Source organism: Gilvibacter sediminis (assembly GCF_028561565.1).
Classification (GTDB): Bacteria; Bacteroidota; Bacteroidia; order Flavobacteriales; family Flavobacteriaceae; genus Gilvibacter; species Gilvibacter sediminis.
On sequence record NZ_JAQQTE010000019.1, the window covers coordinates 220,512 to 235,352 of the forward strand.

10 protein-coding genes are annotated in these 14,841 nt (G+C 43.8%); 9 read left to right on the forward strand and 1 reads right to left on the reverse strand.

The genetic code is table 11. The features are described 5' to 3' along the window. Positions 1-3: 3 nt before the first annotated feature. The 3 genes from accD (at position 4) to POW22_RS11400 (ending at position 3,123) form a co-directional block, all read left to right on the forward strand. Positions 4-870 carry an acetyl-CoA carboxylase, carboxyltransferase subunit beta gene (gene accD / locus POW22_RS11390; protein WP_272832813.1) on the forward strand — a complete coding sequence of 289 codons (867 nt, stop codon included), beginning with the start codon at positions 4-6 and terminating at the stop codon, positions 868-870. A 961-nt stretch (positions 871-1,831) separates the two neighbouring features. Continuing rightward, on the forward strand, positions 1,832-2,212 hold the full coding sequence (locus tag POW22_RS11395; protein ID WP_272832814.1) for a hypothetical protein: 381 nt from the start codon (positions 1,832-1,834) through the stop codon (positions 2,210-2,212). A gap of 362 nt (positions 2,213-2,574) precedes the next feature. Continuing rightward, a complete protein-coding gene (locus tag POW22_RS11400; protein WP_272832815.1) occupies positions 2,575-3,123 on the forward strand; it encodes a M48 family metalloprotease in 549 nt (182 codons plus the stop codon). Between the two features lie 872 nt (positions 3,124-3,995). On the opposite strand, the gene POW22_RS11405 is transcribed toward POW22_RS11400, so the two are convergent. After that, on the reverse strand, positions 3,996-4,871 hold the full coding sequence (locus POW22_RS11405; RefSeq protein WP_272832816.1) for a hypothetical protein: 876 nt from the start codon (positions 4,869-4,871) through the stop codon (positions 3,996-3,998). Between the two features lie 348 nt (positions 4,872-5,219). Between POW22_RS11405 and rpsO the strand changes: the two genes are divergently transcribed. The 6 genes from rpsO to POW22_RS11435 all read left to right on the forward strand — a co-directional run bounded on the left by rpsO (position 5,220) and on the right by POW22_RS11435 (position 14,819). Beyond that, positions 5,220-5,489, forward strand: a complete 270-nt coding sequence (gene rpsO / locus POW22_RS11410) for a 30S ribosomal protein S15 (RefSeq protein WP_272832817.1) — start codon at positions 5,220-5,222, stop codon at positions 5,487-5,489. 354 nt (positions 5,490-5,843) lie between these two features. Next, on the forward strand, positions 5,844-8,063 hold the full coding sequence (locus tag POW22_RS11415) for a polyribonucleotide nucleotidyltransferase (protein ID WP_272832818.1): 2,220 nt from the start codon (positions 5,844-5,846) through the stop codon (positions 8,061-8,063). Between the two features lie 135 nt (positions 8,064-8,198). After that, a complete protein-coding gene (locus tag POW22_RS11420) occupies positions 8,199-9,143 on the forward strand; it encodes a hypothetical protein (RefSeq protein ID WP_272832819.1) in 945 nt (314 codons plus the stop codon). Between the two features lie 35 nt (positions 9,144-9,178). Further along, positions 9,179-9,739: an RNA polymerase sigma factor gene (locus POW22_RS11425; RefSeq protein WP_272832820.1), complete on the forward strand. Its 561-nt coding sequence runs from the start codon at positions 9,179-9,181 to the stop codon at positions 9,737-9,739. Then, a complete protein-coding gene (locus POW22_RS11430) occupies positions 9,732-11,510 on the forward strand; it encodes a hypothetical protein (RefSeq protein WP_272832821.1) in 1,779 nt (592 codons plus the stop codon). Before POW22_RS11425 ends, POW22_RS11430 begins: the two co-directional genes overlap by 8 nt. Positions 11,511-11,633: 123 nt before the next feature. Beyond that, positions 11,634-14,819: a T9SS type A sorting domain-containing protein gene (locus POW22_RS11435; protein WP_272832823.1), complete on the forward strand. Its 3,186-nt coding sequence runs from the start codon at positions 11,634-11,636 to the stop codon at positions 14,817-14,819. Positions 14,820-14,841 lie beyond the last annotated feature (22 nt).

Sequence of the window (14,841 nt, forward strand, 5' to 3'; positions counted from 1 at the left end):
GAAATGGCTTGGTTTAAACGTACAAAGAAGGGAATTCAAACCCCTACTGAACTCAAGAAAGATGTTCCTAAAGGACTTTGGTACAAATCACCTACTGGGAAGATCGTTGATGCAGAAGAGTTGGAAAAGAACTTTTACGTGAGTCCAGAAGACGGCTACCACGTACGCGTAGGTTCTAAAGAATACTTTGAGATCCTTTTTGATGACAACGAGTTCAAAGAATTGGACAAGGATCTAGTTTCTAAGGATCCACTTAAGTTTGAAGACACTAAAAAATATTCAGATCGATTAAAAGACGCTCAAGACAAAACCGGACTTAAAGATGCTGTTCGTACAGCGGTTGGAAAGTCTATGGGTGCTGATTTGGTGATTGCTTGTATGGATTTCCGTTTTATCGGAGGTTCTATGGGATCTGTTGTGGGCGAGAAGATCGCGCGTGCTGCAGATTACAGTCTTAAGAATAACATTCCGTTCTTGATGATCTCTAAATCTGGTGGAGCTCGTATGATGGAAGCTGCCCTATCGCTGATGCAATTGGCTAAGACCTCTGCAAAATTGGCACAGTTGGCAGAAGCCAAGATTCCATATATCTCATTGTGTACCGACCCAACTACGGGTGGAACGACAGCATCTTTTGCCATGTTGGGAGACATCAACATCTCTGAGCCGGGAGCCTTGATCGGTTTTGCGGGCCCGCGTGTAGTACGAGACACTACCGGGAAAGACCTGCCAGAAGGATTCCAATCATCGGAGTTCTTGTTGGAACACGGTTTCTTGGATTTCATTTCTCACCGAAAAGACCTAAAACGCAATATCAATCTCTATTTGGATTTGATTTTGAATCGTCCGTTGAGAGAAAAAACAGCTTAATTATAAAAGGAACCAAATTGGTTCCTTTTTTATTTCCGGTTATCGAGTGATTTTCACGAAGTGAAAATTGTATCGAGATAACATTTTGTTGGTTGGCCGCTTCGCAAGTGACTCACTCAGAAGTCCACTGGACTTCTGATTTTGTTACAAAATATTGTTCACCAAGGTCCCCGAGTGATTTGCCGCAGGCAAATAGTATCGAGGGGCCTTAAATCATCACGAATTGTCTTATCTCCTTTTTTTATGTCACTTTTACCATTGCCGTAAAAGTGACCAAAAGGTCTAGCCCCTGCGGAATCACTTTTTATTTCATAAAACCCCTCGTGCTTTCTGAGCCGTGCGCGGCTCTGCCGCTATTGCACGGCCTCGTACCGAACAGCTCTCGGTAGAAATGCGCAGCGGCGGGGTTTTAAATTGAGTTTTGTAACTTTTTTTATGGAATTATAGACTAACCTAATAGTTAATGACCGAGATCAAGAATAAATTCCTTTTTACTAAGTACCCTGACGGAGCTGTTGCTATCGGGTATATATTAATTGGTCTTTCGATTATTAGTTATATACAATTAAGGATTATCATACTGTCCTTGTTGATCTTAACGCTCGCACTCTATTTAGCATTCTCACATATTGGAATATTAATCGATCAGCATAATAGAAGATTCAAATATTATGAGAGCAAATTTGGATTCAAGACAGGGAATTGGGAATCACTTAAGAACTATCCTTACGTGAGCCTTCTGAGTCTTCGACAAAAACAAACTACTTACAGTCATACGAACGCGCACAATACTTCGCGATTTATGACCTATCAAGTGCATCTTCTTAATGAAAAACATACTGTAAAATACATCTTGAAAGAGTTCCGCGATAAAGAATCTGCGGAAATTTATTTGAATAGATTCGCGGCTGAATTCGGCCTTGAAACATCCGTTTACAGTCCTGATTTCAGTTAAGCGCTAATGGATAAAACAATTAAAATTGTCTACGCAGTTTACACAGTCTTGGTGATGCTATCACCTTACGGCGTTTACCCAATAGAAGGGGAAATGAAAAATTACGGGCTGTTTTTTAGCTTTAATTCTTGGGAAATATTTCTGGTGACAAGTCCAATACTAGTTTTAAATATTTTGAGATTAGAACGATTCGGAAAGAGTGGTTATATGGCTGTATCTGTATTATCCACGATTTTAGGACTTTTCTATTTTATCTTCGGAATGATTTGGATCAGTGATGGCTTTCGAGGTTTTCTCTATCACTTTGGAATCTTATTGCTGATTTTGTTTTTACCGTTAAGTTCCTATATGCTTTACTACGACAAAAAGCGAGGAAACTTATCCTAAACTTTGGCCCCTGTAAAACGTCATTTATTCAAAAAACGCGACCCCTCACGAGTCTCGTAAAAATCAAGCCAGCAGTAGTTGGATAATAGCTGTGTGGAACAGCAAGGAGGCGAAGCCGAGTGCGAACTCCGCACGGCTGTGGCTGGAGGTGGCGTAGATTTTAGAGGCGAGTGAGCGTCGCTAGCGCTTTTGGATACTTTTTCCGCGATGGGAAAAGTATCGTAAAAGATAACTGCAAATTGGTAATGGTTCATAGTTGTAGATGAGAGACCAAAAACAGAAACCTGAATAAAATAATTACCCGCTAAAGGGTATAAAACTCTGAAGGATTGATTTTTAGCTTAGCATCAAATTCAATCGTCATGAAAAAATATATCCTACCACTTATCTTTTTTTGCTCCCTTACCACATCGGCACAGGTCTATTGCTCCTACTCTGGAGGAGGCTGTGCTAATGGCCTTGCTCAACCTACTCAATACGCCAGTAATATTGTATCCAACATTTGCAATATTCTAGGTGTACAATACATCAACACCTATGCCGGCAACGTGGGTAATGCTTGTGCTTCTAATTTTCAAGGAGTTCCTATTATAACGTATAACCGTCAATTCATGAACTACCTATCAAGTAATAATCAATGGGCGCCCGTGTCGGTACTTGCCCATGAAGTAGGTCATCATGTAAATAACGACATTTCATGGTACGGTGCCTTTAAACATTCTTGGACCAAAGAATTACAGGCCGATTATGTCTCCGGCTACGTCATGTATAAAATGGGGGCATCTCTTGAGAATGCCAAATCTGCTTTCTACCTAATGTTTGATTGGATGGGATCTGTAAGCCATCCAGACACTCCGCGAAGAATCGACGCTTTAACCGCTGGGTATATGAGAGCTAGAAGTGGGTTTTAGTTTTGTCATTGACATGACCGTGTCTTTTAGCTTTCTTTTTTTGCATTGCAAAAAAAAGAAACAAAAAACGCTAGCGACACGCACTCCTCCTTGAAAACTACGCTGCTATGTCTGGACTGCGCAGCGTTCGTTTTTGGCTACGCCAAAATACTATGCCACGCAGCCTCAACCGCCATGAGCAGCTTGTTTTACTACGGACTTGCGCGAATGTCGCATTATTAATGATCTAATCAACGCGACCCCTGACGAGTCTCGTAAAAATCGAGCCAGCTAAATGAAACCTGCCCCTTCTGCGAAGCCTGTTTAATGAGCAAAGATCAAATCAAGAAACGCGACTCCTCACGAGTCTCGTAAAAATCAAGCCAGCCAAGTGAAACCCGCCCCTTCTGCGAAGCGTGTTTAATGAGCAAAGATCGGTTCGATGTCGCAAAGAAGGCGCGGAGCGACTTGCGACTCAGATTTTGAGAATGGTTTGGCGCGACTTCGTGGCTTGTTGCACGAAGGAGCGTCAAAAAAGACTTTGAAGGGGCTAGATTTTTTTGCACACTTTTTTCATCAATGGAAAAAAGTGTGAGAGAAAGCAAGCAGCCTTCGCTGCAAATGCTAAAGACAAAAAAGAAATTTTGGCAAATACCCGCGTTAGGGACTGCAGCAAGATACCGCGTAGCGCGGAAGGCCCGACCAGGCCGCAGGGCTGGGAACGCCAAAAAAAAGTGAACTCATTAAAAATGTCATCTCGATACAATTTGCTTTCAGCAAATCACTCGATGACCAGTATCGACTAAACCACGATAAAAAAAAGAAAGGACGTCTATCGACATCCTTTCACCTAAAACCAATCAGTAAACCACTACTGAAAACTAATTAGCAACTTAGTTTGCTAAAAATCTCCTCAACCTAATCACTTGTTCCTCCCCAGAAGGCAAGGTCAAAGTTCCAAAAGGATCGCAGGTTCCGTCTCCAAAGTCAAGACTCACGGTAGCATCTTCACGGCTGAGTTCTAAAACGCCACTCACAATGAATCTGCAGGCCCACTCTCTACGTAGAGGCTCAACAGTTTCTTTGCTGTAAGAAACGCCCAAACGGTTGGTGAAGTTCACAGTTCCGCTTAGGAGGAAAACATTGTCTCCCCAGAAACCAGTACCCGCACCCTCGATCCACTCACGGTTTTTGTTGGCAGAATAACTCATGGTTTCTCCATCAGGCCAAACCACATCAAGACTTACCGTTTTATTGGCATTTGGGTTTCCGGCGTCATTAATACTACGCACAATAGTTTTTGAACCATTCACGCTGATATCATTAAAGAAAAAGTCATCACTGGTTTGTACTTGAAAGGTACGAGATGGGGCATCCGCATCTATGCTGTGAGAGATGGTATAACTTCCGGAAAGGGTATTTCCAGTAGGAAGTTCACAACCGTCTCCAAAGTCTACCGTACGTTCAACGCTGGTATCGGTAACCACAGTAGTAACAGTTACGCAAGGGGGCAAAAAATCAGATACTTTGGCCGCAAAGCCGTTTGCGTCAGCTTCTGCAGAGGCAATGATATCTAAGGTAATATTGGTCAGTTCTTCATCAACAAGGTCAATCTCGTCTACCTGGTTGATCGTCTCCACGCTGATCTGCGCATTGACTTCTTCTTGCTCGCTAGTAACTTCTGAATCGTCACTAGAACAGCTGGTCAAGGTCAGGGCTCCTACAGCCAGTATACTAAGTAATCGCAAAGGGTGAAATTTGGTTTTCATTTTTTCAAATTTTTTGAGTTTGTGTTCCTATGACCTCAGATGTTAAGAAAGGTTTAAAATCCATTTAAAAATTTAGCCCGAATTAGGAGCAGAAAATCTGTTACAGCCCAGAGTTACTGCAAAACCCAGCGATATAGAGTTTTTCAATTTAACCGTAGCACTGCTATGCTTAAATTGAGAAAACACTGGTTTTTATTGTAATTCAGGCCTTCATGACGAAGTTCAGCACCGAATTCGGGCAATTTTTAAGCCGCTATCAATGAAAGATATAGAAGAATTGCACTATATTTGCGCCCTGTTGCCGTAAGGGCACAGACGTACATAAAAATTATTTAAATAAATGTTGGCATGTATTTAACACCAAAAGTAAAAGAAGACATCTTTAAAAAACACGGGAAGTCTGCACAAGACACCGGTTCTGCAGAAGGGCAGATCGCGCTATTCACGTACCGCATCTCTCACTTGACAGAGCACCTCAAGAAAAACCACAAAGACTACAACACCGAAAGATCTTTGGTGAAACTAGTAGGTAAGCGTCGTTCACTATTAGATTATCTAATGAAGAAAGACATTATGAGATACCGTGCTATCGTTAAAGAACTAGGACTACGTAAATAAAACGTATACTTTTGGAGGGGCTTTTGGAGCCCCTCTTTTAATTTAATTACCTTTCTTATATTTGAAGGGAAGAGAAGTGATTTGTACTTTTCTTGTTTAAGCGAAAATTGAAAGATTTGTGTTAGGACGAAGAGTTTTTTGCGGGGCATAGCAGCGCTACGGCCCAATAAAAAGTCAAGATAAATCACACAAATGGTCCATTTTTTAGCTAACAATGAAAAGTTAAAAATCACTTCAAAATAGAAAAAGCTGCTAAGACGCTTTTCATCAGGTCAACGATGGTTCCACTTCACTACACAACAACAAACCATTGTTAACCCGCTCTTTTTTTATAGAGAGCATCAAATCATTTTTATGATACCAAAGACTTATAAAGAGGTCATTGACCTTGGAGACGGTAGAGAAATCTCTATCGAAACCGGAAAACTCGCTAAGCAAGCGCATGGAAGCGTTGTGGTGCAGTCCGGTAAATGTATGATGCTGTGTACTGTAGTTTCTAACTACCACTCAGCAGATGTTGACTTTTTGCCTTTAACGGTAGACTACCGCGAGAAATTTGCGGCAGCCGGTCGTTATCCAGGTGGATTCTTTAAGCGTGAAGCACGTCCGAGTGACGGTGAGGTTTTGACCATGCGTTTGGTTGACCGCGTATTGCGTCCGCTTTTCCCAAAGGATTACCACGCAGAAACTCAAGTAATGATTCAACTCATGTCTCACGATGAGAACGTAATGCCAGATGCTATGGCCGGTTTGGCTGCGTCTGCTGCGATCCAACTTTCAGACTTCCCGTTTGAATGTGCGATCTCTGAAGTACGTGTTGCTCGTGTAGACGGAGAATTCATCATCAACCCTACTCGTGAACAATTGGCGCAATCGGACATCGATATGATGGTTGGAGCTTCTGCTGATTCTGTAATGATGGTAGAAGGTGAGATGGATGAGATCTCTGAAGAGGAAATGGCAGATGCGATCAAAGCTGCGCACGAAGCGATCAAGGTTCAGTGTGCTGCCCAGTTGCGTTTGGCAGAAGCCGTTGGAAAGAAGGAAGTACGCGAGTACGACCCAGAAGACAACGACGAAGCTTTAGAGCAAAAGATCCACGACATGGTATACGACAAGACTTACGCTATTGCTAAAGCAGGTTCTGCTAAGCACGAGCGCGGTCAGGCCTTTAGTGAGATCAAAGAAGAAGTATTTGCATCGTTCTCTGAAGAAGAGCAAGACGAGTTGGGCAAATTGATCCACAAGTATGTGGCTAAAGCTCAAAAGAAAGCCATTCGTGACTTGACCTTGAATGAAGGTTTGCGTTTGGACGGTCGTAAGACTGATGAGGTTCGCCCAATCTGGTGTGAAGTAGACTACCTACCTTCTACACACGGTTCTGCGATCTTCACTCGTGGGGAAACTCAGGCCTTGGCTACTGTTACCCTAGGTACTTCTAGAGATGCAAACATTATTGATATGCCTTCTTATGAAGGTGAGGAGCGTTTTTACCTCCACTATAACTTCCCTCCTTTCTCAACCGGTGAAGCCCGCCCAATACGCGGAACTTCAAGACGTGAGGTAGGACACGGAAACTTGGCGCAACGCGCCCTTAAAGGAATGATCCCTGACGATTTCCCATACACAGTACGTGTGGTATCAGAAGTACTAGAATCTAACGGTTCTTCTTCTATGGCTACTGTATGTAGTGGTACTATGGCGCTTATGGATGCTGGTGTTGCTATGACCAAGCCAGTTTCTGGTATTGCCATGGGATTGATCTCAGACGGAGATAAATACGCCGTATTAAGTGATATTCTTGGAGACGAGGATCACTTGGGTGATATGGACTTTAAAGTAACGGGTACTGCAGATGGTATCACGGCTTGTCAAATGGATATCAAGATCAAAGGGCTTAGCTACGAGATCTTGGTTAATGCATTAAAGCAGGCTCGTGACGGACGTTTGCACATTTTGAGCAAATTGACTGACACCATTGCACAACCGAACGAGACCGTGAAGCCTCACGCTCCAAAAATGGTTACCGAGATCATTCCAAACGAATACATCGGAGCCCTTATTGGACCTGGTGGAAAAGTGATCCAAGAACTTCAGAAAGAAACTGGAACGACTATCGTTATTAACGAAGACCCAGTAACTGAAGAAGGAATCGTAGAGATCCTTGGAACAGACCAAGACGGAATCGACGCGGTATTGGCCAAGATCGCTTCCATTACCTTTAAGCCGGATGTAGGAAGCGTTTACGAAGTGAAAGTGATCAAGATCCTAGACTTCGGAGCGGTTGTAGAATACCTAGAAGCTCCTGGAAACGAAGTATTGCTACACGTTTCTGAGTTGGCTTGGGAACGCACAGAGAACGTAACCGATGTAGTAAACATGGGTGATGTATTTGATGTGAAGTACTTCGGAATCGATAAGCGCACACGCAAAGAGAAAGTTTCTCGCAAAGCCTTGTTGCCAAAACCAGAAGGTTACGTGGAGCGTAAGCCAAGAGAACGCGATGACCGCAAAGGCGGAGGTCGTGATAACAGAAACAGAGACAATCGTCGCGATCGTAAAGACCGCAATTAAGACTGATTTCTGATCTAATAAACCTGAGAAAAGCCGCTTAAACAGCGGCTTTTTTTATTATTCGGCAAATAAAAGTTATTTTAGACGCAACCTTTAGAAAAAAGCAAGTCTATTAACTAAACAACACCACTAAAAATGAAAAAATTTTACGTATTTATTTGCTCAGTTGTTGTCGCCCTTATGGCCGTATCCTGTGAAAAGGACTCGAACAATACCATCGACCAGGTCTTGGAAGGCGTTGACAGCGGAGCCATTTTGAGAACCATTAATGTGATCTCTGGTGAACTCCCCATCGGTGTGGAAGGCGCCAAATTTGAAGTTGAGGTAGAAGCCCAAGACAATCAAAACGGAGACTTGCTACAATCGGTTGACGTATTTGTAGCCCTTAATGACAATTCTCCGGAGAATGGAGATTCTTCTGCGGCAGAAGTACAGATCGGAACGGTTGATCGCGCAGCTTTTAGCCCTGGACCTTTTGGATTGCCTCGCGGAATCATCAGCGTAACGCTTGATGAGATGCTCACAGCTCTTGGAGTTTCTGAAGCGGATCTTTTTGGAGGAGATGTATTCAATGTACGTTTGTCATTGAATTTGACGGACGGACGTGTATTCTCGGTTAACAACGCTGGTGGTATCATTACTGGTGGATTCTTTAGTTCTCCATTCCAATATGGACCTGCAGTGATCTGTCCAGTTGAAGAGACCTTTATGGTAGGAGAGTATTTGATCGAAGAGATCACTCCTTATGTTGATGGACCCACTTTTGACGACGGTTCTATCGTTGAAGTAACTGTTGGAGATTTCAGCACAGAGCGTGTATTCTTCACCTCGAACTATCCAGATTACTGTACTACACCAAATGACTTTAGATACACATTAGTTTGCGGAAACATCATTGTTCCTTTACAAGAAAGCAACTGTGCCTGTGGCTCTGGTGCTGACTACTTTGGACCACCATTAGGAGATGCTTCCACTTATGACTTGAGTGACGATACAGTGTTCTTCTTGACTTTCGGGAACGACTTACAGTCTGACTGTGTTGCTCCAGAAGACACAACTTATAAGTTTACCAAGCAATAGGCGTCTGATCAGATTCCTAAAATTGAAAACTATACTTGGAACTTCATGAGCTCATAAAGCTATGTAAACAGCAAAATAGACAAGCACAAAGTGAATTGTTTTTGCGTTATAAAGACGTACTCTTCACTTTGTGTTTGAAATATTGCAAGAGTCAGGCAGAAGCCGAAGACCACCTCCAAGATAGTTTCATAAAGATTTTCCAAAACATCAAGCGGTACGCCGACAAAGGAAGCTTTGAAGGCTGGATGAAACGCATTGTGATCAACTCTGCTATTGACCGCTATAAAAAGGACCTATACACGGTTTCTGTTGACGAACAGCGCATTGCTGAAGAAGATACAGAGATCGATCAGCAGGCTATGCAATTACCTCTAAAGACCTTATTGGGTCTGGTGCAAGAACTGCCCAGCAGGTATCGCCTGATTTTTAACCTCTACGAACTCGATGGCTATTCGCACAATGAAATAGCAGACCAACTGGGAATATCCTCGGGTACATCTAAATCAAATTTACATCGCGCCAAATTGATCTTGAAGGAGAAGGTACTCGCTCTCAAGCAGGACCATCCTTTGACAAAGAATCTTAAACATGGATAATAAACAAGACATAGGAGCAGCATTTAAGCAGCGACTGGCAGACCTCAATGAAGGTCCGGCAGATAGTGCAGCGCTATGGGACCAAATTGCCACCCAATTGGATGCCGAGGGGACTAGCCCTAAAGGCCTTCCATTCTGGCTAAAATCTGGTCTGGCTGTTTTAATCGTAGGGCTAACTGCCCTCGGAATTTGGAAATTCACTTCCGCTACAAGTACGAATCCAAATACTGACACAGAATTGACGGAATCGCAAGGCGCGCCGTCAGACACTGAAACCGATCCATCAGGGATCGATCCTCAAAGCGGATCCAACTCAACTCCGATCGCTGCGGAGAATGAGCAAACTGATGCTACAACAAATTCGGATGCAAACCTTCAGTCATCAACCTCCGATGGGGTTGGAACAACTGGTGATTCTTCTGACGCTGTTTCTAGAGAGACACCAACTACTTCTGAAACGAATTCCACCACGCTATCGAGCAGTACACCAAACTCAAATGAGACTACAACATCTGTTACTACAGTAGCAAGCAGCTCGCCAGTTACAACAACTCAGACCAATACAGTTCCTGCGATAAACAAAGAAACCAACACAGCAACGGCAAATACTTCCACAGCAGTATCCACAAGTAGTGTGGCTGCTACTGGCACAGGGAACAGCACCTCGACCGGGACCGTTGCAAGCACTGGAGTTCAGCCAAACACTTCAACAGGAACCAACAGTTCAGAAAACGGTCTTGGCAGTACAGCTGTGAATTCAAATACATCAACCAATACGGGTGATGCAAGTTCAATTGCAGCTGCTACGACAAAACAGAATACAACGGTAGACCAAAATACAACGAGTGGACAGCGCGGTCAATATCCGGCGAGAGGATACTACGTACTTCCAAAAAACACGGTAAATGCAGCAGGTATAGTTGCCTCTAGCTTTGATGCCGATGTAGAGATCACAGCAAGCGGAGCAGCTACACCATTACCGCTGGTTAAGTATGAAGAGAAGAAGATCAAAAAAACCAAGGAATTCAGGGCATTTGAACGTATGTTGCGCCGAGAAGAACTCACCAACTACCGCTGGTCTGTGGGTGCTGTGATAGCGCCTACAACTTATGGGTCGTTGACGCGTGCTTCCATGCTAGACGCTCGACTAGAAGGCAATACTCGAGAAGGTGAAACCAATCTGAGCTACGGATTACAGATCAAGAATCAAGTCAATGAAAAGACGGCCTTGCGTTTTGGACTGAACCGTGTCAACCTGGGATACAACACACAAAACTTCCAGGTAAATATCATAGACAACGTAGTAAACATCTATCAGCTCACTGGGATTGACGCTGGGGCAGAGATCTCGGATGGAGGGATCCCACTTGATCCAAGTGCGACGGCTTTCTTTGAGTCAAATGATGTGGTCACTATTGATCAAGACATCTCCTATCTTGAAATTCCTGTTGAATACCAATATTCTTTTATAAACAACCGTTTTGGAGCTAATTTAATTGGAGGTGCCAGCCTTATGGTCCTTGATGACAACCGAATATTTGCCGTTAATGATAACGGACAAAGTGTTCGTGTTGGGAAGTCGAGCAACCTGACCAATTTGGGATACACCCTAAACCTTGGTCTCGGATTTAAATACGAGATCACTAAACATTTCCAATTGAATTTAGACCCGATGTTTAAAATTCAAATGAACAAACCAGAAAATACAACCGTGAACAATTTTAGACCGTTCTTCTTTGGTGTTTTCAGTGGTCTTCATTTCAAATTTTAACATTTTATCATTGAACCACATCCCTGATTGTGGTTTAAGATCGTTTTTTCTGTCGTTCGTCGAAAAGTAATCTTTTTCCTACTTTTTCTATCTACATTCGTGGTCAACTTAAACGAACCACCTATGAAGAAATTCTACCTTTGGGTAGTGGCACTCCTATGCAGTGCAACTGCCTTCCCCCAAGATGGTGCCATGCAGGCAACTTCTTTTTCAACCGCCACTTACGTGCGTGAAATCCCAGCCTTGAGCAGCATGGACAATATTATTGCTGCAGCAGGATTTGAGGACGTTGCGCCGCCGAAACGCCGAGGAACCAATACCTTTGTTGAAGGTAAAGGGCTCCCTGCCGGAGCTGATCCATTAGCTCGTAACCAACAGCTTGTTCCTAGAGCTGCTGCCCGAGCTCCGATCACCTCTTTTGACGCTCACTTGGGAACCGTACTCAATGATCCTACTGGAGCCATTGGACCCAACCACTATGTTTATGCATTTAACAGTGGATTTGGAATTCTGGATCGCGCCGGAAATGTATTATTACCCGAAGCATCTTTAGGAACCATTTTCCCAGGAGAAACTCTTGGGGACCCTGTAGTGCTTTATGACCGCTACGCAGACCGTTTCATCATTATGGAATTTAGTGATACCCCTAACGGTTTCTTAGTGGCTATTGGTCAAGGACCAGACCCGATCAATGACGGTTGGTACACCTACAGGTTCAACACGGGAAGCTTCCCTGATTATGAAAAAATGTCCATTTGGGCAGACGGATATTATATCACGGCAAATAAAGATGCCAGTAATCCTACAGCTAATGATGTGATCTTTGCTTTGGAGCGCGATGAGATGCTCGTGGGTAATCCTTCTGCACAAGTAATTGGATTCCCTTTACCCGGAGTGACCACGAGTGGCTTTTACAGCCCAGGTGGATTCAATGTTGTTGGACCCAATCTTCCCCCACTGGGTACGCCACATCCTTTAGTATATATGCAAGACGACGGCTGGACTGGCGTTTCTTCGGATCACTTGAAGATCTGGAACGTGAGCGTAGATTGGACGAATCCTTCTGCTTCATCAATTTCAACACCACAGGAGATCACAACGGCTCCTTTTGATGCTGTTTTTGATGGAGGTTCTTTCCAAAACTTGGAGGAGCCAGGATCTGGACCAGATATCGATGCCATCCAAGCAACTATGATGTATATGACCAACTACCGCCGTTTTGGAACGCATAATTCCGCAGTGATGAATTTTGTGGTCGATGTGACCGGTACTGATTCTCAAGCGGGAATCCGCTGGTATGAACTGCGTCAAACTGCAGACGGTGCTCCTTGGACGATTTACCAAGAAGGTACTTATGTGCAACCTGACGGACACAGTGCATTCTGTGGTAGTATTGGAATCGACGCTGCTGGAAACATCGGAATGGGATACACGATTGTTAGTCCAACAGTATATACGTCCTTAAGATATACTGGGCGTCAAGCTGGAGATCCTCTAGGAACCATGACCCTTAATGAACAATTTATTGTAGACGGTGATCAACCGACTGCTTTTAGACCTGATGGTCGATACGGAGACTATGCCCACCTTACCGTGGATCCACTGGACGATATGACCTTCTGGCACATTGCCGAATACATGAAAGGAACCACCAACACGCGTAAGAGTCATGTGGCAGCCTTTAAGATCAACAGCGGACCAACCGACACAGAAGCGCCTACAGCGCCGTCTGCTTTAGCGGCTTCTAATGAAACTGCAGTGAGTGTTGATCTAACTTGGACAGCTTCTACGGATAATGTTGCTGTAGTTGGCTACGACATTTACCAAGACGGTGTAAGTGTTGGTACTGTTGGTACGCCAGGGTTTACGGTAACTGGATTGAGTCCGGAGACCAGCTATGATTTTTACGTTGTGGCTAAAGACGCCGCTGGGAATCAGTCTGGGCAAAGTAATACCGTGAACGCCACTACCCTAGCCGCTAGTGGTTGTACTGGTGGAGTAACTAGCTACCCTTATGCGGAGAGTTTTGAAAATACGATCGGAGCTTGGACGCAAAGCACAACTGACGATCTGAATTGGACGGTACTTTCTGGAAGCACCGGATCTTCAAACACAGGACCTGCTGGAGCACAAGATGGCAACTACTATATCTATGTAGAAGCCTCTGGAAACGGAACAGGATACCCAAACAAAACTGCCGTGATCACTTCACCTTGTTTTGATTTGAGTAGCCTTTCAACGCCGAGTTTTAACTTTAGAGTACACCAATTCGGATCCTCTGATATGGGAACCATTTTGCTTCAAATTTCCAATGATGATGGAATTAATTGGACCACTTTATGGTCGCAGTCCGGAAATCAAGGTAATGCTTGGAGTGCTCAAAATATTGATCTGACCACCTATGCTGGACAAAGTGTTCAATTACGATTCAGCCGTACAACGGGAAGTACTTGGCAAGCAGATATCGCCTTAGATAATATTTCATTGACTGATGGCGTACCTGCCACCACGAGTTGTTCTGGAGGTATTGACAGCTATCCGTATAACGAAGGATATGAGAATACCATTGGAGCTTGGTCTCAAAGTGGTGCCGATGATTTAGATTGGCGTGTTCAAACCGGAAGAACGCCTTCTGGTAATACTGGGCCTTCATCGGCCAACCAAGGCAGCTACTACATTTACGTAGAAGCTTCTGGAAATGGAACGGGATATCCTAACAAACAAGCAGTGATCACTTCCCCTTGTTTTGATCTTAGCGGAGCGACTTCTGCCAGCTTTGAATTTGATTACCATATGTATGGTGCATCTAATATGGGTACCTTCTTATTAGAGGCCTCTGCAGATAATGGAGACTCTTGGAATGCCATTTGGAGTCAAACTGGAAATCAAGGCAACCAATGGAACAGCGTTAGCGTTGATCTTGCTGATTACTTAGGAAGCGGGCTTCAATTGCGATTCAACCGAACTACTGGAAGCACTTGGCGAGCGGATATCGCTGTGGATGCTGTTTCACTAATCAGTGCTTCTAGCCGATCTCATGATGAAGGGCCACTGCGCACCTACGCTTTGGATAAGGCAGATATCTTTAGTCTCTATCCAAACCCGACAAAAGATGTGTTGCATTTGGAGACTTCTGGGATTCAAGTAAATGAATTGCAAGTATTCTCTGCTCTTGGAAGACAAGTAATGAGTCTAAAACAACTCAACAGCGGCATGACGATCAATGTATCTCACCTGCCTGCTGGAACTTACTTTGTACGCTTTGTTGCCAACGAACAAGTAGTGACAAAACAGTTCATCAAAGAGTAATTATTTCATTGACTACCTAAAC

Coding starts and splice junctions, on each gene's coding strand:
- accD (WP_272832813.1), top strand. CDS start 4: ATGGCTTGGTTTAAACGTACAAAGAAGGGAATTCAAACCCCTACTGAA.
- POW22_RS11395 (WP_272832814.1), top strand. CDS start 1,832: ATGGATAAAACAATTAAAATTGTCTACGCAGTTTACACAGTCTTGGTG.
- POW22_RS11400 (WP_272832815.1), top strand. CDS start 2,575: ATGAAAAAATATATCCTACCACTTATCTTTTTTTGCTCCCTTACCACA.
- POW22_RS11405 (WP_272832816.1), bottom strand. CDS start 4,871: ATGAAAACCAAATTTCACCCTTTGCGATTACTTAGTATACTGGCTGTA.
- rpsO (WP_272832817.1), top strand. CDS start 5,220: ATGTATTTAACACCAAAAGTAAAAGAAGACATCTTTAAAAAACACGGG.
- POW22_RS11415 (WP_272832818.1), top strand. CDS start 5,844: ATGATACCAAAGACTTATAAAGAGGTCATTGACCTTGGAGACGGTAGA.
- POW22_RS11420 (WP_272832819.1), top strand. CDS start 8,199: ATGAAAAAATTTTACGTATTTATTTGCTCAGTTGTTGTCGCCCTTATG.
- POW22_RS11430 (WP_272832821.1), top strand. CDS start 9,732: ATGGATAATAAACAAGACATAGGAGCAGCATTTAAGCAGCGACTGGCA.
- POW22_RS11435 (WP_272832823.1), top strand. CDS start 11,634: ATGAAGAAATTCTACCTTTGGGTAGTGGCACTCCTATGCAGTGCAACT.